The organism is Kitasatospora sp. NPDC090091, assembly GCF_044747365.1.
Taxonomy (GTDB): Bacteria; Actinomycetota; Actinomycetes; order Streptomycetales; family Streptomycetaceae; genus Kitasatospora.
Window position 1 is genome coordinate 83,760 of the sequence record NZ_JBIVDY010000001.1, and the last position, 18,579, is coordinate 102,338.

Annotated in this window: 15 protein-coding genes; 6 read left to right on the forward strand and 9 right to left on the reverse strand. The window is 76.6% G+C overall.

What is annotated here, in order from left to right; translation table 11 throughout:
- Positions 1-129 precede the first annotated feature (129 nt).
- The 4 genes from ACIPSC_RS00390 to ACIPSC_RS00405 all read right to left on the reverse strand — a co-directional run bounded on the left by ACIPSC_RS00390 (position 130) and on the right by ACIPSC_RS00405 (position 4,644).
- Positions 130-1,056, reverse strand: coding sequence for a hypothetical protein (locus ACIPSC_RS00390; RefSeq protein WP_400821899.1), 927 nt, complete (start codon positions 1,054-1,056; stop codon positions 130-132).
- A 230-nt stretch (positions 1,057-1,286) separates the two neighbouring features.
- Positions 1,287-2,375: an N-acetylmuramoyl-L-alanine amidase gene (locus tag ACIPSC_RS00395; protein ID WP_400821901.1), complete on the reverse strand. Its 1,089-nt coding sequence runs from the start codon at positions 2,373-2,375 to the stop codon at positions 1,287-1,289.
- 7 nt (positions 2,376-2,382) lie between these two features.
- A complete protein-coding gene (locus tag ACIPSC_RS00400; protein WP_400821902.1) occupies positions 2,383-3,723 on the reverse strand; it encodes a hypothetical protein in 1,341 nt (446 codons plus the stop codon).
- A gap of 267 nt (positions 3,724-3,990) precedes the next feature.
- Complete coding sequence (locus ACIPSC_RS00405) at positions 3,991-4,644, reverse strand: class I SAM-dependent methyltransferase (RefSeq protein ID WP_400821903.1); 654 nt, start codon at positions 4,642-4,644, stop codon at positions 3,991-3,993.
- Positions 4,645-4,908: 264 nt separating this feature from the next.
- On the opposite strand from ACIPSC_RS00405, the gene ACIPSC_RS00410 reads away from it, so the two are divergent.
- Positions 4,909-6,003 carry an alcohol dehydrogenase catalytic domain-containing protein gene (locus tag ACIPSC_RS00410; protein WP_400821905.1) on the forward strand — a complete coding sequence of 365 codons (1,095 nt, stop codon included), beginning with the start codon at positions 4,909-4,911 and terminating at the stop codon, positions 6,001-6,003.
- 109 nt (positions 6,004-6,112) lie between these two features.
- On the opposite strand, the gene ACIPSC_RS00415 is transcribed toward ACIPSC_RS00410, so the two are convergent.
- A complete protein-coding gene (locus tag ACIPSC_RS00415) occupies positions 6,113-6,286 on the reverse strand; it encodes a hypothetical protein (RefSeq protein WP_400821906.1) in 174 nt (57 codons plus the stop codon).
- Between ACIPSC_RS00415 and ACIPSC_RS00420 the strand changes: the two genes are divergently transcribed.
- Positions 6,276-6,404, forward strand: coding sequence for a hypothetical protein (locus ACIPSC_RS00420; protein WP_400821907.1), 129 nt, complete (start codon positions 6,276-6,278; stop codon positions 6,402-6,404). The two genes, ACIPSC_RS00415 and ACIPSC_RS00420, sit on opposite strands and share 11 nt — an antisense overlap.
- 334 nt (positions 6,405-6,738) lie before the next feature.
- Here the strand turns inward: ACIPSC_RS00420 and ACIPSC_RS00425 are convergent, their stop codons facing one another.
- Together ACIPSC_RS00425 and lanL are read right to left on the reverse strand one after the other, a co-directional pair.
- Entirely contained in the window at positions 6,739-8,739 is a 2,001-nt protein-coding gene (locus tag ACIPSC_RS00425; RefSeq protein WP_400821908.1) for an alpha/beta hydrolase family protein, read from the reverse strand.
- Positions 8,736-12,020: a class IV lanthionine synthetase LanL gene (gene lanL, locus ACIPSC_RS00430; RefSeq protein WP_400821909.1), complete on the reverse strand. Its 3,285-nt coding sequence runs from the start codon at positions 12,018-12,020 to the stop codon at positions 8,736-8,738. Before lanL ends, ACIPSC_RS00425 begins: the two co-directional genes overlap by 4 nt.
- A 675-nt stretch (positions 12,021-12,695) precedes the next feature.
- Here lanL and ACIPSC_RS00435 point away from each other — a divergent pair.
- Genes ACIPSC_RS00435 through ACIPSC_RS00445 form a run of 3 tightly spaced genes read left to right on the forward strand, consistent with a single transcriptional unit; the run spans position 12,696 to position 15,476 of the window.
- Positions 12,696-13,532 carry a Nif3-like dinuclear metal center hexameric protein gene (locus tag ACIPSC_RS00435; protein WP_400821911.1) on the forward strand — a complete coding sequence of 279 codons (837 nt, stop codon included), beginning with the start codon at positions 12,696-12,698 and terminating at the stop codon, positions 13,530-13,532.
- Between the two features lie 23 nt (positions 13,533-13,555).
- Positions 13,556-14,299, forward strand: coding sequence for a zinc ribbon domain-containing protein (locus ACIPSC_RS00440; protein ID WP_400821912.1), 744 nt, complete (start codon positions 13,556-13,558; stop codon positions 14,297-14,299).
- Positions 14,300-14,303: 4 nt separating this feature from the next.
- Entirely contained in the window at positions 14,304-15,476 is a 1,173-nt protein-coding gene (locus ACIPSC_RS00445) for a bifunctional RNase H/acid phosphatase (protein WP_400821913.1), read from the forward strand.
- Between the two features lie 101 nt (positions 15,477-15,577).
- Here ACIPSC_RS00445 and yaaA read toward each other — a convergent pair whose 3' ends face one another.
- Complete coding sequence (gene yaaA, locus ACIPSC_RS00450; RefSeq protein WP_400821914.1) at positions 15,578-16,363, reverse strand: peroxide stress protein YaaA; 786 nt, start codon at positions 16,361-16,363, stop codon at positions 15,578-15,580.
- Positions 16,364-16,407: 44 nt separating this feature from the next.
- Positions 16,408-16,872: a DUF3995 domain-containing protein gene (locus ACIPSC_RS00455; protein ID WP_400821915.1), complete on the reverse strand. Its 465-nt coding sequence runs from the start codon at positions 16,870-16,872 to the stop codon at positions 16,408-16,410.
- A gap of 176 nt (positions 16,873-17,048) precedes the next feature.
- Between ACIPSC_RS00455 and ACIPSC_RS00460 the strand changes: the two genes are divergently transcribed.
- Entirely contained in the window at positions 17,049-18,572 is a 1,524-nt protein-coding gene (locus tag ACIPSC_RS00460; protein ID WP_400821916.1) for a DHA2 family efflux MFS transporter permease subunit, read from the forward strand.
- The last annotated feature ends 7 nt before the right edge of the window (positions 18,573-18,579 follow it).

An 18,579-nucleotide genomic window follows, 5' to 3' on the forward strand; every position in this document is an offset into this window, starting at 1 on the left:
GCGCGCCCCGGGGATCGTTGCGTTCCGCAGGGCGCGCGCCCCAGGCTGACGCCCGATGAACGCCGAAGGGGCGGGACCGGAGAGATCCGGTCCCGCCCCTTCGGCGTGGTGCTGTCCGTCGTCCGGACGTCAGCCGCGCTGGAGGCCCGTGGTGTCGACCAGCACGCCCTGGGTGCCGTCCTGGAGCTGGGCGACCAGCGCGGCGCCGCGCTGCTCGACCGCCAGGTACCAGGTGCCCGGGATCAGCTCACCGACCGGGCCGCCGGCCGGGTTGTCCTTCGGGGCCAGCTGGCGCGGCGCCGGAACGGCGAACCAGAACGGCGCGAAGTCGGCCGCCGGAGCCGCCGGAGCCGCCGGGGTGGGCTGGGCCTGGCCGGCCGGGGCCGGCTGCGGGACGGCCTGGGCCGCCGCGTCCTGCGGCTGGCCGGGCTGGCCCGCCTGCGGGGCCGGGTAGCCGTAGCCGCCGGGCTGGCCGCCGAAGGCCGGGGACTGCGCCTGGAGCGGGTCCTGACCCTGGGCCGGGTAACCGTACTGGCCGGGCTGACCGGGCTGGCCCGGCTGCGGGGCCGGGTAGCCGCCGGCGAAGCCCTGCGGGGCGGCCGGCTTGTCGGTCACCAGCGGCGCCTTCAGAGCGGGCACCAGCGGGCCGGCCGCGGCCGCACCGGCGAGCACGATCAGCGCGATGACGGCGAGCCAGGCGCCGAAGCCGTGGTCCAGGCCCTTCGGGCCGCCGCCCAGCGCCCAGATCGAGGTCCAGAGCGCGGTGACGGCGAAGGCGATGCCCCACTGGTCCAGCCGCAGGCCGAGCACCTGGCGGTTGGTGGCGGCGGCGCCCTGGAAACGCTGCACCAGGATCAGCGCGGCGGCGATGATGCCGAGCAGGAAGACCGACGGCAGGATGGGGAACAGGTCGCTGTCCCAGGCGTTCGTCGAGGTGTCGCCGCAGTACCTGCCGCTGCAGTCAACGGTCCAGTACGGCAGGAAGGAGGCGATGAAGAGCAGGACGGCCGCACCTGCGACGGCGGCGTCTCCCCTGGTGAGAGCGCGCAGATTCACTAACGTTCCCCTCGTTGGTGTGTCGTGGTCGGCGGTTTTGCGTGGTCGGCTTGGCCGGCCCGGAAACTCCGAACGGACCAGAAGCCTAGGGCCAACCGCCTCGCGGGTGCACAGCGGGCTCGGGAATGGGGCGAAGTCGTTGCAAACTGCGCGCGTCCGTCCCCCTGCCGTCCACCACCGGGTCGGACGGTTCCTTCCCGCCCGGACGCGCTCCCGATCCTGCCCGCCGCCTACCGCGTGGTCAGAAACGTCGTCAGCGCGTCGGCGATCCCCTGGGCCGCCTGCTGGCGCCACTGAGGGTCCGTCATCCGCTTGGCGTCGGCCGAGTTGCGCATGTTACCGCACTCGATGAACACCTTGGGGACGGCCGAGAGGTTCAACCCGCCGAGGTCGGAGCGGGTGTCGAGGCCCTGACTGGCCGTGTAGTCGGCGTACGGCTCGCCCGTGGCCGAGCGGAAGCCGTCGCGCAGCAGCAGGCCGAGCCGGTGCGAGGGCGAGACGATCGCCGAGGTGTCCGCCTTCCCCGCGACCACCTTGGCGGGCATGATCACGTGGAAGCCGGTGCCGCCGGCCGGACCGCCGTCCCCGTGTACGGAGACCGCCGCGTCGGCGTGCGCCTCGTTCCCGGCCCTGGCGCGCTCGTCGATGCACGGGCCCCACGGCCGGTCGCCGTCCTGGACCAGCACCACGGTGGCGCCGCGGGCGCTGAGGATCGCCCGGGCCCGGCGGACCACGTCCAGCGTGAACTCGGCCTCGGTGTACCCGGCGTTGGTGGAGGTGCCGGTGGTGTCGCACTCCTTGCGGGCGTTGCCGATGTCGACCTGGCGGTTGATCTCGGTGGTGTGGGAGAAGTTGCCGGGATTGTGGCCGGGGTCGAGCAGGACGGTCCGGCCGGTGAGCGCCGTGGCCGAGAACGTGCCGGGGGCCGCCGGAGCGCCGGTCGCCGGGGTGCCGGTCGCCGGGGTTCCCGTTCCGGCGGACGGGGTGCCGGACGGGGCGCCGGGGCTGCTGGGGGCGGCCTCTGCGGGCGCGGTGGCGGTGCCCGCCGCGGGAGAGCTCGGCGGGGGCGCCGCCGTGCCGGCCCCGGTGGCGCCGGCGCCGTCCGTGGCCGTCCCCGGCCCGCCCGCCCCGCCGGGGGTGCCGGCCGCGCCGGCAGGTGCCGTGCCGTCCGCCCGGTCGTGGCCGCCGACGGCCTGCCAGCCCAGCCAGCCGGCCAGGCAGAGCGGCACCACGACGCCCACCACGGTGGTGGTGCGCAGCAGGAGGGAGCGGCGGGGCCGGTCGTTGTCGTCGGGCGTGCCGGGGGTGGTGCGGGTCACGGGTGTTTCAGATCCTGTCCTGGGTGCGCGTGGTCAGGCCATAGGTGTCGGCGATCGGCTTCCACTTCGCCACGAAGTCCTTCTTCGCCTGCGTGGCCTGTGGGTTGAGCTCGTCGGCGCGCTTCTTGTCGGCGGTGTTCGGGGCGGTGCCGGAGCAGCCCTGGGCCGACACCGCGCGCGCCCAGCTCGCGTACGCGCGGTCGATGTCGGCCGACAGCTGCCAGGCCGACTTCAGCGTGGCCACCGCCTCCGCGCCGCCCGGCAGGTCGGTGACGGACAGTGCGGCGAGCTTGGTGAGCAGCTGGTCGCGCTGCTTGGCCCCGCTGTCGAAGACCTGCGCGGAACTGTCGATGTCCGCCTTGGCGGGGCAGCTGTTCACCTTGGCGACCGCGTTGCCGATCGGCGCCTTCGCGCTCTCGCCCTGGGTCAGCAGCTCGTCCAGCGCCTTCGCCTGGCTCTGGGCGTTGGGGCCGGGCGCGCCGGCCGTCGGGCTGGCGGACGCGCCGGGGGAGGCGGTGTCGCCGGCGGTCGGGCTCGGCGCGCCGGCCGCGTCGGTGGGCACCGGGGCGGGCTGCGGGCTGCCGGAGCCGGCCGGGTTGGCGGCGGTGGCGGACGGGGCCGGGGCGGCCTGGTCGGACGAGGAGTCCTTGTCCTTCACCGCCCAGAGGATGCCGCCGCCGAGCGCCAGCACGAACAGCACGGCGAAGGCGAGCAGCAGCGGTGCGCGCTTGTTGCCGGGGCGGTCCTCGTCGTCCAGGTCCTCGTAGCCGGTGGCGTAGTCCGGCTGCCCGTAGGCCTGTCCGTAGGGCTGGGAGCCGTAGGGCGCGGTGTCGTAGGGCTGCGGGTACGGCGGCTGCTGGGGGTGACCCTGCGGCGGGTACGGGGCGCCCTGCGGCGCCTGGGGCGGGGCCGCCGGATAGCCGGGGGCGCCGGCCGGTGGCTGCGGGGCGCCCGGGTACGGGCCCTGGCTCTGCGGGGCCGCGTGGTCGGGGAAGCCCCCGCCGTGCGGGGCGGCCTGCGGCGGGGCGGACGCCGGGAAGGCCGCTGCGGTCGGGGCGTCGTGGCCGGGGGCCGCGGACAGGTACGGGCGCGCGCCGAGCGGCGGGCCCTGGTCGCCGACGCCGCCCGGCGCGGGCGGCCGGGCCATCGGTGAGTGGAGCGGCTGCGGGGCCTGGGGCGGCTGTGCCTGCGGCGGCTGGGGGGCTCCGGCGGGCGGCGCCGGGGGTCCGGCGGGGTTCGGCGCGGCCGCGGCGGCAGGCTGCTGCTGCGGACCGCGGACCCAGCCGCCGGCGCCGCCGCGCGCGGTGGGGTCCCAGACCGCCGGAGCGGTGTTCTGCTGGTCGGTCATTGCGCTGGCCCCCACCGTCCGCCGGATGCTCTGCCTGGTGTCGTGTCGCCGCGTGCCCGTGCGGCCGGTCCTGGTGGCTGCCCGGTCGCCCGCCGCTCCGGCCGAACGGCCGCGCGGACACCGTATCGTTCGAACCCCCGCCCGACAGCCCCGGCACGACGTTAGAGCATCCGTGATCGCCTGTGGGGGCGGTCCGCGGATCTACCGGGGGGTACGGCGGGAGTGCGGGGGCCCGGGCGGGCAGGGCGCGGGCGGGCGTCGGTGCGGTCAGCCGGCGGTGCGGCGCAGCACGCGCAGCGAACCGGTCACCGAGATCTCCTCGAAGCCCTCGGCGAGCGCCCGCAGGTAGACCCGGTAGGGCGCCTGGCCGCCGTCCGCCGGGTCGGGGAAGACGTCGTGCACCACCAGCAGGCCCTCGGGCGCCAGGTGCGGCACCCAGCCCTCGTAGTCGCCGGTGGCGTGCTCGTCGGTGTGGCCGCCGTCGATGAAGACCAGGCCGAGCCGGCCGCCCCAGAGCGCGGCGATCTGCGGCGAGCGGCCCACCAGCGCGACCACGTGCTCCTCCAGACCGGCCGCGTGCAGCGCGCGGCGGAACCGGGGGAGCGTGTCCATCAGGCCCACCTCCGGGTCCACGAGCTCCGGGTCGTGGTACTCCCAGCCGGGCTGCTGCTCCTCGGAGCCGCGGTGGTGGTCGACGGTGAGCGCCACCGTCCCCGTCTCCCGGGCCGCCCCGGCCAGCAGGATCGCCGACCGTCCGCAGTACGTGCCGATCTCCAGCACCGGCAGCCCGGTGCGCCGTGCGGCCGTCACGGCGGCGGCGTACAGCGCGAGGCCCTCGTCGACGGGCATGAAGCCGGTCGCGCCCTCGAACGCCGCCAGCACGTCGGCCCCGGGGTGGGCGGTCTCCAGGAGGTCGGACATGCGGGGCTCCTTGCCGGGGGTGATCGGTGCGGCTGTTCGCCGTCGGACCCTACTCGACGGTACGGCCCACCGTCGCCCCCGGGCCCGGGCCCGGCCCGCGGTGCGCCGCCGCTGACCTGCACCGCCGCCGACCTGCCCACCTGTGCCGGGTCCCGCCGAGGCGTGGGGCGCCCCGCTTGCGGGTGGAACGTGTTCTACTCCGCGCGGGCGCGTCGTGCCAGAATCGGCCCCGACCCACCGATCCGAGGGGACGGGAGCAGCCCCATGCGCGCAGCCATCCTGCACAAGACCGGCCAGGACACGCTCGACGTCCGCGACGACGTCACGGCGGTGGGCTTCGGCCCCGGAAAGGTGCGGGTCCGCCTGCGGGCGGCCAGCCTCTGCCACTCGGACCTCTCGGCGATGAGCGGCGTCCTGCCGCAGCCCGCGCCGTTCGTGCCCGGGCACGAGGGCGCCGGGGACGTCGTCGAGGTCGGCGAGGGCGTGACCGGCGTCGCGGTCGGCGACCGGGTGGCGCTCTGCTGGATGGCCCCCTGCGGCAGCTGCGCACACTGCGAGCGCGGCCGCGGGCACCTCTGCGTGACCAGCCTGCGCCGGCTCGGCGCGCCGGGCTTCCGCTTCGACGAGGACGGCGCGGGCGGCCCGGTCGAGGCCTCCGGCTTCTACGGCACGGGCGCGTTCGCCGAGGAGGTGGTGGTCGAACGCGACGCCGTGATCAAGGTCCCCGCCGACCTGCCCTACGAGCCGGCCGCCCTGATCGGTTGCGGGGTGACCACCGGCATCGGCGCCGCCGTCCACACCGCGCGGGTCGAGCCGGGCGCCTCGGTCGCGGTGATCGGCGCCGGCGGCGTGGGCGTCGCGACCGTGCAGGGCGCGCGGGTCTGCGGGGCCGGCCGGATCGCGGTGGTGGACCCGGTCGCCTCGCGGCGCGAGCGGGCGCTGGCCTTCGGGGCCACCGACGCGCTCGCCCCCGAGGAGCTGAAGGGCTTCGCGAAGGGCCTGCCGGGCGGCGGGTTCGACTACGTCTTCGAGGCGGTCGGCCGGGCGGCCACCGTCCGGGCCGGGTACGACGCGGCGCGGCGCGGTGGCGCGGTGGTGGTGATCGGCGCCGGGGCGCGGGACGACCTCGCGCAGTTCAGCATGGGCGAGCTGTTCTTCAACGAGAAGCGCCTGCTGCCCTCGCTGTACGGCGGGGCGCCGGTGCCGCGCACCGTCGCGCTGGTGGTGGACCTGTGGCGGGCCGGGCGGATCGACCTCGCCGGGATGGTCACCCACCGGGTCGGCCTGGCGGACGTCAACGAGGCCGTCGCGCAGATGCGCAGCGGCGAGGCGCTGCGGACGGTCGTCACGCTGGACTGAGGCGCCCGGCCGGTGGCCGGGCCGTCGCGGCCGGGCCTCCTCGGCGCTCGGCGAACGGAAGGGCCCGCCGGGGTTGCCGGCGGGCCCTTGGCGTGACGTTTCGCCGGGGTCAGTTCTGCGCGGCGGCGGCGCGGTGCCGGCCGTGCGGGTCGGCCTCGGGCCTGTCGTCGACGGCGGAACGGCCGCGGTGGCGGCCGTGCGACGCGGTGTCCTCGGCCGTGATCTCGTCGGCGTCGGTCCCGTTGGCCGCGGGTCCGGTGGTGTCGGTGAGGGTGTCGGACATCAAGATCGTCTTCCGTGGGAGGGTGCGGATGCTTCGGCGCCTGGCTGGCACCACGGGCGCGAGCGTGCGCGTGAACGACGTGTCCGGCATGGCCGGTGCGGCCGGCGTGACCGCGTGACCGGTGCGATCGGCCGCATGGGCCGCGCCGGAGCCGGTGATCACGGCCCGTGCCCCGGCCACCATAACCGCACGGGTGGACAAGATCCTATCGAGATCGCGACGGGCGCCCGGGGAGCGGTCCGGCGTGATAATGGCCGATGCCGATGCCGCGGCAGACCGGCCCCAGCCAGTGGCCGGCCGGTTCGCGGTGGAGCGGGGACAGCGCCTGGAGGTCGCCGTGCCGGGCGAGCGCGCCGGCGCCGCCGTCCGGCAGCAGGACGCGTCCGGTCGCCACCCCGTCCGGTCGCCACCCGGCCGACCGGTGCCCGGGCCGACCGGTGCCCGGCCGACCGCTACCCCGGCCGGCCGGTGCGCAGGAAAGCCGCCAGCAGCTCGTGGAGCACGGCGGCACCGTCCTCCGCCAGCACCTCGTGCCCGGAGCCGGCCGCCTCCACGTACCGGAAGTCCGCGCCCTCGGTGCGGCCGATCCGCAGCAACTCGTGCCGCAGCGAACGGGACTGGCTCACCGGGACGACCTCGTCCCGGTCCCCGTGCACCACCAGCAGCGGCGCGCTCAACCGGTGCGCGAGCTGCAGCACGTCGCGCGGTCCGCGGGCGTCGGCGATCGGCTCGCCGCCGCCCAGTCGGGTGGTCAACGCCCGTACCGGGGCGGCTGCTTCGGCCAGCAGCCGGGCGCCGGACAGGAACGGTGCGACCACCGCGCAGCGGGCGACGTGCTCGGTCGGTGCGTGCGCGGCCGCCAGCAGCGCGAGGAACGCGCCGTAGCTGACGCCGAACAGGGCGGGCGGCTCCAGGCCGAGCGCCGCGCGCTGGCCCGCGATGCCCTCCAGCAGGTACAGGACGTCGTCGAGGTCCGGCCCGCCCCAGGAGCCCCGGATGGCCATCGCGTGCGCCACCCCGTAGCCGGTGGAGCCCCGTTGGTTCGGCGCGACGACAGCGAGACCCTCGGCCGCCATCCGCTGCAGGGCGGGGTCGAACTCCAGCCGCCAGGCGTCCGCCGGGCCGCCGTGCAGGGCGAGGACCAGGTGCGGGCTGCTCAGCCAGCTCTCGCCGCCGTACACCACGGCCTCCAACGGGCCTGCCGGTCCCGCAAGTTCGAGGCTCTGCGCCGGGTGCCAGCGGCCGCCGTCCCCGGGCTGGGTGGAGCCGTCGAGCTGCCAACCGGGCGGCGCGGTACGGGAGGTGCGCGCGCCGCCGGGCTGCCAGGGCAGGACGGTGTCCCGCCAGGGGCCGGGCAGGCCGGAGCCGAGCGGGGCCAACTGCAGGGGCAGCGGGGCCGGTCCGGACTCGGGGGCGGCCGGTCCGTGCGCCAGCAGCGCGTCCACGTCCAGGCCGGCCAGGGCTGCCGGATGGTCCGGGGCGGAGTACGGCATCCGCAGCGCCGCCTCCGACCAGTGCGCGACCGCGCCGAGCCGGCCGGGCGGTACCGGCAGCGGGTCGAGGCGTCCGAGGGTGGGCCGCCAGAGCGCGAGCGAGGAGCCGGCGCCGTGGTCGATCTGGATCGCGACGCGGACCCCGTCCGCGGCCGACCGCAGCGCCACCGGCCGCAGGAACATGCCCGCCACGTGCAGGCGTTCGGGGAACCGCAGCGGCTCACCGCCGCCCAGTACGCCCCAGCCGAGCCGGTCGCTGCCGGGGGCGTCGCTGCGCACCATCGCGAAGCGGCTGTCGGGGTCGAACAGCGCCAGCCGGTCGTTGCTGCGCTCGCCGATCTCCAGCAACGGGGTGACCGCGCCGCTGCGCAGGTCCAGGACGACGCTGCGGACGATGCCGTCGGCCACCCGGTCCAGCGCCAGCAGTGCGCCGGTGCGGTCGAGCCAGATGCCGCCGCCGTGCAGCCCCGGGATCTCGGCGACCTGCCGGGGCTCGCGCCCGTCGCCGTGGACCAGCCAGGCGGTGGTGGCCGGCCGGGTGTCGCTGCCCAGCGCGACGGCGACCGGTGCACCGGGGCCGGCCGCGGCGTCGGCCGGGAGCGGCAGAAGTCGCAGACCGGGGCACCGGAGAGTGGCCAACGGGGTTTCCCGGGTGGCCGGTTCGGCGCCGGGCGGGGCCGCGGTGAGCTTCACCAGCTCGTGCCGCTCGCCGTCGTTCCGGCAGACCAGCACCGAGCCGTCGGAGAGCGCGACCAGTTGGGAGCGGAGGTTCTCGGACCGGGTGCCGGGCAGCGCCAGCGCGGTCGGGACGGCGGGGCCGCTCGCGGGCAGCTGCCAACTCTCCGCGTACCAGCCGCCGTCGGCCGCGGAGGCCAGGCAGGCGGCGTGGCTGCCGTCGGCCGCGAAGGTGAAGCCGATCCGGCGCAGGGCCTGCGTCGCGGCGCGGATGACCACGTTCATGTCGTCCTCACCCCGCCGGTCCGGGGCCGGGATTCGCCCGGCCGGCGCGGCGCCTCGGCGGCGCCGTGCGGCGCATCGTCCGGTCCGGGCGTCCCCCCGGCGGCGGGACGCTGCGCGGGGTGCGCCGGCACCGGGTCCACCCAGAGCCGGGGGCCGCCGTGCCGGAGCCGGAGCAGGAAGGCGAGCGGGCCCGCCGTCCCGGTGCCGTACGCGGCGGCGCAGCCGGTGCCGGTCTCGTCGGGCAGGACCAGCAGGCCGGCGCGCAGCGCCGACCTGGCCGCGATCAGGTGTGCCAACTCCGCGGCACCCGTGCGGAATTCCGCATCTCCGGTGGCCTCGGCCAGGTCCAGCAGGTACTCGCCGTTGCCCGCCAGCCCGTGGCAGGCGCCGGTGCCGCAGTGCCAGCGCCCGGCCAGCACCGCCCGCCCGGCGGCGACGGCGAGCCGGTGCGCGGTGGCATCGCCGGTCACCTGCCAGAGCCGCAGCAGGAAGGTGCCCACGCCCGACGCCCCGCTGCACCAGTGGGCCGGCCGGATGTGCTCCGGGTCGTCCGCACCCTGCGGCCACCACGCCCCCGCGGACCCGCCGCCGGCTTCGTCGTACGCGCCTCCGCGGTCGGGCCCGTCCCCACGGCCAGGCGTGTCCTCCCACCGCACCGTGGCGGCGAGCGTGCGCCCGGCCTCGGCGGCGCCGGCCAGCAGCGCCCGGTCGCCGGTGGACTCGGCGGCGGTCAGCAGGAACGCGCCGACCCCCGCGACCCCGTGGGCGAACCCGAGGTGGGCGATCCCGGCGAGCGCCGAGTCGAAGTCCTCCGGCACCGGCCAGACCGTGCCGTGGGCGGTGCTCCGGCCGGCGGCCAGCAGACCCTGCCCGCAGCGGACCGCGCGGTCCAGGAAGGCCTGCGCCGACCCCTCGCCCAAGTCCTCTGCGGCGAATCGCAGTTGGAGGAAGCCGGCGCCCGCTGCGCCGTGGCAGACGTCCGGGTTGGGCCACTCGACGGCTATCCGGCGGGCCAGTTCGGCGGCGCGCCCGGCGAGGGCGCGGTCGCCCAGTGCCCCGGCGGCGTCGAGCAGCGCCCAGGCGGCGCCCGAGCGTCCGAAGTGCAGCCCGGGCAGGACGACCGGCTCGGCGGCGCAGCGGCGCTCGATCCAGTCGACGGCCGTCCGGGCGGTTCGCCGGGCCCCCTCCCGGACGTCGGCGGGCAGGCCGCCGGTGGACGCGGCCCGGGCGAGTACGGCCAGGACGCCGGCGGCGCCGTGCTGCACATTGCAGGGGTCGGACTGCTGCCCGGCCGGGACGGCGGGCCAGAGCCGGTCGCGCCGCAGCGGGGTGGCGGTCACGGTGAGGTGCCGGAGCCCGTCGTGCAGGACGCGGTCGAGGACGGCCGCGACGCCCACGGGCGCGGGGCCGGCCGACACGGCATCCGCCCAGGTGCGGTTCGCCGCCTCCGCGCCGACCGCACCCCGCCCCGCATCCGCGACCGGCTGCCCCTCGTCCGCAGCCCCCGGTGCCTCGTCCGCAGCGGTCAGTGCCCCGGCCACGGCATCCGTGCCCGCGGCCCCGGCCGCCGCGACGGGGGCGTCGCCGCAAGCCGCCCCCGCCAGGGCCTCCCGCACCCGGTTCAGGTTCCACCGCAGCTCCGGCTCCTCCGCCCGCAGCCCCAGCACCACCGGTGCCAGCCGCCGCGCGGTGTCGCCGGAGCGGGCGGCGAGGGCGAGCCAGCGGCCGAGCCGGTCGGCGACCGGGCGGGCGTGTGGCAGGTCCTCGGGCAGCAGCGGGTCGTGGCCGGTGGCGAGCAGGAAGAACAGCCCGCCGAGCGCGTACAGGTCGGCCGCCGGCTCGGCCACGTACAGGCCGTCCGCGACCCGACCGTCCGCGACCCGGCCGACCCGGCCGCGCCCACCCGATCCGGCTGCCGTGCCGACGGTGGCCGTACCGACCAGGGCCAGCCGGCCGGGCCCCTGCTCGGGGGCCCGGTACCCGGCGGTGCCGGCCGAGCCGGTCCGGCGGCCGGCCTCGGCGGCCAGCTCAAGGTCGACCAGCCGCAGCGAGCCGTCCGGCTGCACCAGGACGTTCCCGGGGGAGAGGTCGCGCAGCACCAGACCCAGCTCGTGGACGCGTTCCAGCAGGTCGAGCAGCATCTGTGCCATCGGCCCGGCCTCGGCCCAGTCGACGTCGGGGCTGCCGTCGCGGCGCAGCCGGGCGGCGACCCAGCTGCCCAGCGGCTGACCGGCGATTCGTTCCTGCACAAGGAAGAGGGAGTCGTCCTGCTCGACCAGTTCGACCGGATGCGGCGCCAGCCCCTGCCCCTCCAGCCTGGCCAGCAGGGCGGCCTCGTGCCGCAGGGCGGCGCGGGCGTCGGTGCCCGCGCGGTCCACCTCGATGTGCGCGCGGGCCTGCTTGACCACGACCTCCGCGCCGCCGTCGGTGTCCCGGCCCAGAAAGACGCCGCCCTTGGCGCTGTGCCGGATCGCGCCGGTGATCACGTAGCGCCCGGCGAGCAGTACTCCGCCGGCGCCGCGCCGGGCGGCGGTGGGCCTGGCCGCTCCGGGGCGGTGGCCGGTCACGGACCGCCCGCCGGCGGCCCCGGCGCCCGGCCGGGCGGTACCGCTGTCGCCACCGGCACCCGTACCGCCGGCCGTACCGCCACCGGGTCCCGGCGCGGCCCCGTCGTCCGAGACCCTCGCCGGACCCGCCGGACCCGCCGGACCCGCCGGCTCGCGCAGGGGATCGCGCGCCCACGGCGGGCACCGGTACGAAGCCCCGCGCACGTCCTCCACCCGCTCACCGGCCGGCCCGCGCAGCATCGAGCGGTACCCGCCGTCGTTGCCGAGCTCGGTGCGCGCCGCGAATGCGCCGTACCGGTAGTGCACCAGGCTGCCGGGCCGGTACGGGCGGTCGGAGAGGATCACCGGGCCGGGCAGGCCGTCGGTCGCCAGGTGCAGGGCGGCGGCCAGCCGCCGGAACTGCTCCTCGCCCGCCGGGTAGACGGTGATGAACTTCCCGGCCGAGCCCCGTTCGCTGTTGCGCGAGTTGAGTTCGTGCAGCTGCTCCTGTCCGGCCGCGAACTTGAACGTGCACGGGTCGTCGGCCAGCGTCTCGACGACGGCGGCCAGCACCGCGCCCCCCACCGCGGACGCCGTGCTGACGTGGATCTTCCAGCCCTCCCCGGCCAGTTCCCCCTCGGCCGGCCTGGCCGTGCACCAGAAGCCGTCGACGGTGACGTCCCAGTCCCCGCCGCCTCCCCGGCTCCTGGCGCCGGCCAGGGCCGACCGCGCCACCTCCGGCCACGCGCCGACCGCACGCGGCGCGTGGTCCGCCGATCCTGTTCCCCCGGCCGTCCGAAGCGATGTGCCTGCCCCCATCCGCTCTCACATCCCTTCGTCTCTGCCGCCGCCGCCCGGGTACACGCTGCTCCGGCACCCGGGCGTACGGCCACGGCCTGATCGGTTTCTCGGAAGTACGGAAGCGCCGCCCCGGCCGCGTCCGCCGCGGAGCCGGTCCGAGCCGGTGCTCTCCTTCGGCGGAGCGCCCTTCCGACCCCCCGGTCGGGGCAACTCCCGTTCGCGGAAGTGAAGTTACTTTCGGTTTCGGCACGGCCTCAACGCGTGGCGAGTCACTTCACTCGTAAGGGTGATCTGCGCGCGATTTCGAATTCGTGCGAACCGATCGGTGTGCGCGCCGGCACCCGCGCACCCCGGCGGCTGGGGCGCCCGGACGGCTCGCACACCGGCTCGGACCGGCGCGCGGGGGGCGGCCCGGCGGCACCCGAACGCCGCTCACCGCAGGATTGACGCGCACCTGTGCGCCCCGTCCCCCACACCGCCGACCCGCACCACCCGCCGCCCCGCGCACCCACCCGCCCGCGCCGTCAGGGCTCCCGTCCGGGCCGCCCCGGCCGCCGCGCAGCCGCCCGGGCGGCCCGGGCGCCCCTGCGCGCACGGTAGTCTCGACAGGTGCCGAATCTGTCCGACGTCATCACCGCACTCGAAGAGGTCTACCCGCCCCAGTGGGCGGAGTCCTGGGACGCCGTCGGCCTGGTCTGCGGCGACCCCCGGGCCGAGGTCCGCCGCGTGCTCTTCGCCGTCGACCCCGTGCAGGCGGTCGTCGACGAGGCCGTGGAGTGGGGGGCCGATCTCGTCGTCACCCACCACCCCCTCTACCTGCGCGGCACCACCAGCGTCGCCGCGACCACCTTCAAGGGCCGGGTGGTGCACACGCTGATCAGCAACGGCATCGCCCTGCACGTCGCACACACCAACGCCGACCACGCCGACCCGGGCGTCTCGGATGCGCTGGCCGAGGCCGTCGGCGTTCGCGTCACCGGTCCGCTGGTGCCGGACCCGACGGACCCGCTGGGCCGGCGCGGTGGCGGGCGGGTCGGCCTGCTGGAGCCCCCGCTCACCCTCTCCGTCTTCGCCGCGCAGGTCGCCAAGGGCCTGCCGGCCACCGCCGCCGGGGTGCGCGTCTCCGGCGACCCGAACCGGCTGATCAGCCGGGTCGCGGTCTGCGGCGGCTCCGGTGACAGCCTCTTCGCCGAGGTCCGGGCGGCCGGCGTCGACGCCTACCTGACCGCCGACCTGCGCCACCACCCGGCGTCCGAGGCTGCCGAGGCGGCTCCGGTCGCCCTGCTCGACGCCGCGCACTGGGCCACCGAGTGGCCCTGGCTCGCCCTGGCCGAGCGGGCATTGCACGGTGCCGCCGAGAAGCGCGGCTGGGCCGTGGAGACCAAGGTCTCCCACCGGGTCACCGACCCGTGGACCGCGCACGCCCCCATGTCCTTCACCGCCTGACCCGATTCACAGGAGCTCTCCGCTTGAACGCCGCGCCCGCCGACCAGATCCGCCTGCTCGACCTCCAGGCCATCGACTCGAAGCTCGACCAGCTGGCCCACCGGCGTCGTAGCCTGCCCGAGCACGCCGAGATCGACAAGGCCACCGCCGACCACACCGCCCTCAAGGACCTGGTCGTCGCCGCCCAGGCCCAGCAGGGCGACACTGCCCGCGAGCTGACCAAGGCCGAGCAGGACGTCGAGCAGGTCCGCGCCCGGGCCGCCCGCAACCAGCAGCGCCTGGACTCCGGTGCGATCACCTCGCCGAAGGACCTGGAGAACCTCCAGCACGAGATCGGCTCGCTGGCCAAGCGCCAGGGGGACCTGGAGGAGGTCGTGCTGGAGATCATGGAGCGGCTGGAGACCGCCCAGACCCGGGTCACCGAGCTGAGCGCCCGCCTGGAGCACTCCACCGTCGTGCTGACCGAGGCCGAGGGCCGCCGCGACGCCGCCTTCGCCGAGATCGACGCCGAGGCCGAGAAGGTCAAGCGCGACCGCGAGACCGTGGCCGCCGTCATCCCGGCCGACCTGCTGAAGACCTACAGCAAGCTGCGCGAGCAGCAGGGCGGCGTCGGCGCGGCCCGCCTCTACCAGCGCCGCTGCGAGGGCTGCCGCACCGAGTTCTCCATCACCGAGCTGAACGCCATCAAGGCCGAGCCGGCCGACAAGGTCGTCCGCTGCGAGAACTGCTCGCGGATCCTGGTCCGCACCGCCGACTCGGGCGTCTGATCCCGTGGCCGGGCGCAGGCTCATCGTCGAGGCCGACGGCGGCTCCCGGGGCAACCCGGGGCCGGCCGGTTACGGCGCGGTGGTCCGGGACGGCGACACCGGCCAGATCATCGCCCAGGCCGCGGAGTTCATCGGCCACGCCACCAACAACGTGGCCGAGTACAAGGGCCTGATCGCCGGCCTGAAGGCGGCCCGGGAGATCGACCCGGACGCCTCGGTGGACGTCCGGATGGACTCCAAGCTGGTGGTGGAGCAGATGTCCGGGCGCTGGAAGATCAAGCACCCGGACATGCAGCCGCTCGCCGCCGAGGCGCGCACCGTCCTGCCGCGCGGCCAGGTCGAGTACACCTGGATCCCGCGCGAGCGGAACAAGGACGCCGACCGGCTCGCCAACGAGGCGATGGACGCGGGCAAGGCCGGCCGCGCGTGGGAGCCCCGTCCGCTCGCCGGGGCGACGGCCGCGCCGCGGGGCGCCGGCTCGGCGGCGCAGCCCGTGGAGCCCCCGCTGGAGAAGGCCGTCCCGAAGGCCGGCTGGGCCGGCCCCGCGGACCTCGGCACGCCGACCACCTTCGTCCTGCTCCGGCACGGCGAGACCCCGCTGACCCCGGAGAAGCGGTTCTCCGGCAGCGGCGGCAGCGACCCCGCGCTCTCCGAGAAGGGCCGCTGGCAGGCCGAGCGCGCCGCCGCGGCGCTGGCCGCGGCCGGCTCCGTCCAGGCCGTGGTCAGCTCCCCGATGCGCCGCACCCGGGAGACCGCGGAGACCGTCGCGGCGCGCCTCGGCCTGGAGGTCCGCTACGAGGACGGGCTGCGCGAGGTCGACTTCGGCGCCTGGGAGGGGCTGACCTTCGCCGAGGTGCAGGAGCGCCACCCGGACGACCTCAACGCCTGGCTCGCCTCGCCGAAGGCCAAGCCGACCGGTAGCTCGGAGAGCTTCACCACCCTCACCCACCGGGCCGGGGTCGCCCGCGACAAGATCCTCGCCCGCTACCCCGGCAAGACCGTGCTGGTGGTCTCGCACGTCAGCCCGATCAAGACGCTGGTCCGGCTGGCGCTCGGCGCCCCGCCGGACTCGATGTACCGGATGGAGCTGTCGGCCGCCTCGCTCTGCGCCGTCCAGTACTACGCGGACGGCAACGCCTCCGTGCGGCTGCTCAACGACACCGGGCACCTGCGCTGACCACGGCGGCGGGCTCCGGGCCGGGGCCCGCCCGCCACCTGCCACCGTGCGCGGCCGTTCGTCGTGCGCTGCCGTTCGTCGCGTGCTGCCGTCCGGGCCGGTCAGTGCACCTCGGTGACCACCACGTCCAGCTGCCACGGCTTGCGGGCCGTGCCCTCGGCCACGACCTCCACCCGGTGGCCCAGCTCCAGCAGTGCGTCCACCAGCTCGCCCGGCGTCTTCGGCTCGGCGCCGGCCACCAGCAGGTCGCGCACCAGCCGGCCCTTGGTCGCCTTGTTGAAGTGGCTCACCACCGTGCGCCGGCCGTCGCGCTCCTGCAGCACCCGGACGGTCGCCGTCCGGGACACCAGCTCGCCGGCGGGCTTCCACGCCGCCGCGTAGGCCGAGCTGCGCAGGTCCAGCACCAGCCCGTCCGCCGCCTCCGGCAGCACGGACGCCATCGCGCCCCGCCAGAACGCCCCGAGCGCCCCCAGGCCGGGGAGTTTCACGCCCATCGAGCAGCGGTACGGCGGAATCCGGTCGCCGATCCGCACCGCGCCCCAGAGCCCGGAGAAGACCAGCAGCGAACGCCCGGCCCGGTCGAACGCGGCCTCGTCCAGGGTGGCCAGGCCGAGGTTGTCGAACAGCACCCCGGTGTACACCTCGCCGGCGGGGAACGCGCCGGCCGTCGGCAGGCCCGCGTTGCGGGCGATCTCGCCGCGCAGGCCGGGGCTCAGGCCGAGCACCTCGGCGGCGGTGTCCTCGTCGCCCCGGCAGAGGGCGACCAGCGTCTCCAGCACCTGCGCCCGCGCCGCCGTCAGCCCGGGCAGCGAGAGCCCGTCCAGCGCGACCGGCACGCCGTCCCCGGACGCGGCCTTGCCCTCCGAGGGCGGCAACAGCACCAGCACAGCGGACTCCTCAACATTTTGTGTCGGACGCGATCCCCGCCACCCTACGCAAGCGCGTCCCGCTCCCGGTAACTCGCGCCCGCCACCGCCACCGCCCCGGCCCCGGCGCCGAGGGCGAGGCAGAGCGGCGAGTAGTAGCGGACGTCGAGCCGCCGGAACCGCGCCGACGACCCGCCCAACCCGAGGCCGGACACCAGCAGCCCGCCCGCACCGCGTGCCAGCATCACCGCCGAGACGGTCCACACCCCGGCCCGCCGCACCCGCGCCGGCCCCGCCGCCGGGAGCACCCCGGCCTCCGCCCCCACCAGGTACGCGGCCGCCCCCAGCGCCCCGGCCACCGCGAGGCACGCCGCCGCCGGCGGCATCCCGTCGCCCGTGCCTACCACCGCGTCCGCCAGCTCCTCCGGCGTCCGCAGCGGCCACGGGGACACCGCCCAGACCGTGTGCAGCACCCCCGTCCCCGCCAGTACTCCGGCCACCACGGCCCCCGCCGCCTTCACCGCACCCATCCGCCCAGCCCCCTTCGCCGTACCGATACCAGGCTCCTCACGCTACGACTCCTTACACCCCGCGCCCCGGCCGAGCCCCGCCGCTCCGGACACCCGGTGGCGCTCCGCAGTGGCCTCGCCACCCGGACGGTCGGTTCGGCACCGGCCCGGAAGGGCCCGCATGGCAGGATCGGAACGTGTCCGCCCCCGCCTCCGCGGCGTCCGCCGCCGCCCCCGCCCCCGCCTCCGCGGCTCCGGCCCCCGGCCGGCGCCGGAGGCTGCTGATCCTGGCGATCTGCTGCCTGAGCCTGTTCATCGTCGGCCTCGACAACACCGTGGTGAACATCGCGCTCCCGGAGATCCAGAAGGACCTGGGCGCCCAGGCCTCCGGTCTGCAGTGGGTCATCGACGCCTACACCCTGGTGCTGGCCTCGCTGCTGATGCTGTTCGGCTCGGTGGCCGACCGCTTCGGGCGGCGCCGGGTGTTCCAGACCGGCCTGCTGCTCTTCGTGCTCGGCTCGCTGCTCTGCAGCATGGCGCCGAGCCTGGAGTGGCTGGTGGTGTTCCGCGCGGTGCAGGCCGTCGGCGGCTCGATGCTCAACCCGGTGGCGATGTCGATCATCACCAACACCTTCACCGAACCGCGCGAGCGGGCCCAGGCGATCGGTGTCTGGGGCGGCGTGGTGGGCATCTCGATGGCCCTCGGCCCGCTGCTCGGCGGGTTCCTGGTGGACGGGGCCGGCTGGCCGTCGATCTTCCTGATCAACGTCCCGGTCGGCCTGGCCGCCTGCCTGCTGACCGCCCGTTACGTGCCCGAGTCGCGCGCGCCCCGGGCCCGCCGGCTCGACCCGGTCGGTCAGCTGCTGATGATCGTTCTGCTGGGTTGCGGCACCGCCGCGATCATCGAGGGCCCGGAGCACGGCTGGACGTCCCCGCTGATCATCGGCCTGGCCGCCGCCGCCCTGGCCGCGCTGGTCGCCTTCCCGCTCTGGGAGCGGCGGGTCGCCGAGCCGCTGGTCGATCCGCGGTTCTTTCGCAGCGCGCCGTTCACCGGCGCCACCGTGACCGCGGTCTGCGCCTTCGCCGCGCTCGGCGGCTTCCTCTTCCTCAACACCATCTACCTTCAGGACGTCCGCCGCTACAGCCCGGTCGAGGCGGGCCTGTGGACGCTGCCGATGGCCGGGATGATGCTGGTCTGCGCCCCGGTCTCCGGCCGGATCGTCGGCAGCCGGGGCCCGCGCGGCCCGCTGGTCGCGGCCGGCCTGGGGCTCGCGGCGAGCGGCCTGCTGCTCACCAGGCTCGCGGCGGACTCCCCGGCGGCCCTGCTGCTGGTCGCCTACGCGCTCTTCGGGTTGGGCTTCGGCATGGTCAACGCGCCGATCACCAACGCCGCCGTCTCCGGCATGCCGCGCGCCCAGGCGGGCGTGGCGGCGGCGGTCGCCTCGACCAGCCGGCAGGTCGGCCAGTCGCTGGGCGTCGCGGTGATCGGCACCGTGGTCACCTCGGCCGTGATCGGCCCGGTGCTCACCGGCTTCGCCCCGGCCAGCCACGCGGGCTGGTGGATCGTGACGGGCCTCGGCGCCGCCATCCTCGTCCTGGGCCTGGTCACCACGACCGCCTGGGCGACCGGCACCGCGGCCCGGGTGGCCGCCCGGCTCGGCGGTGAGCCGCCCGCCGTCCGGCCCGGCGTGCGGGAGGCGCCGCCCGAGCGGCTACCATGACCACTAC

Excerpts from the sequence above, each read along its gene's own strand:
- ACIPSC_RS00410 (WP_400821905.1), top strand. The coding sequence starts at position 4,909 with ATGCGCGCAGCCATCCTGCACAAGACCGGCCAGGACACGCTCGACGTC.
- ACIPSC_RS00400 (WP_400821902.1), bottom strand. The coding sequence starts at position 3,723 with ATGACCGACCAGCAGAACACCGCTCCGGCGGTCTGGGACCCCACCGCG.
- ACIPSC_RS00415 (WP_400821906.1), bottom strand. The coding sequence starts at position 6,286 with ATGTCCGACACCCTCACCGACACCACCGGACCCGCGGCCAACGGGACC.
- ACIPSC_RS00455 (WP_400821915.1), bottom strand. The coding sequence starts at position 16,872 with ATGGGTGCGGTGAAGGCGGCGGGGGCCGTGGTGGCCGGAGTACTGGCG.
- ACIPSC_RS00405 (WP_400821903.1), bottom strand. The coding sequence starts at position 4,644 with ATGTCCGACCTCCTGGAGACCGCCCACCCCGGGGCCGACGTGCTGGCG.
- ACIPSC_RS00425 (WP_400821908.1), bottom strand. The coding sequence starts at position 8,739 with ATGAACGTGGTCATCCGCGCCGCGACGCAGGCCCTGCGCCGGATCGGC.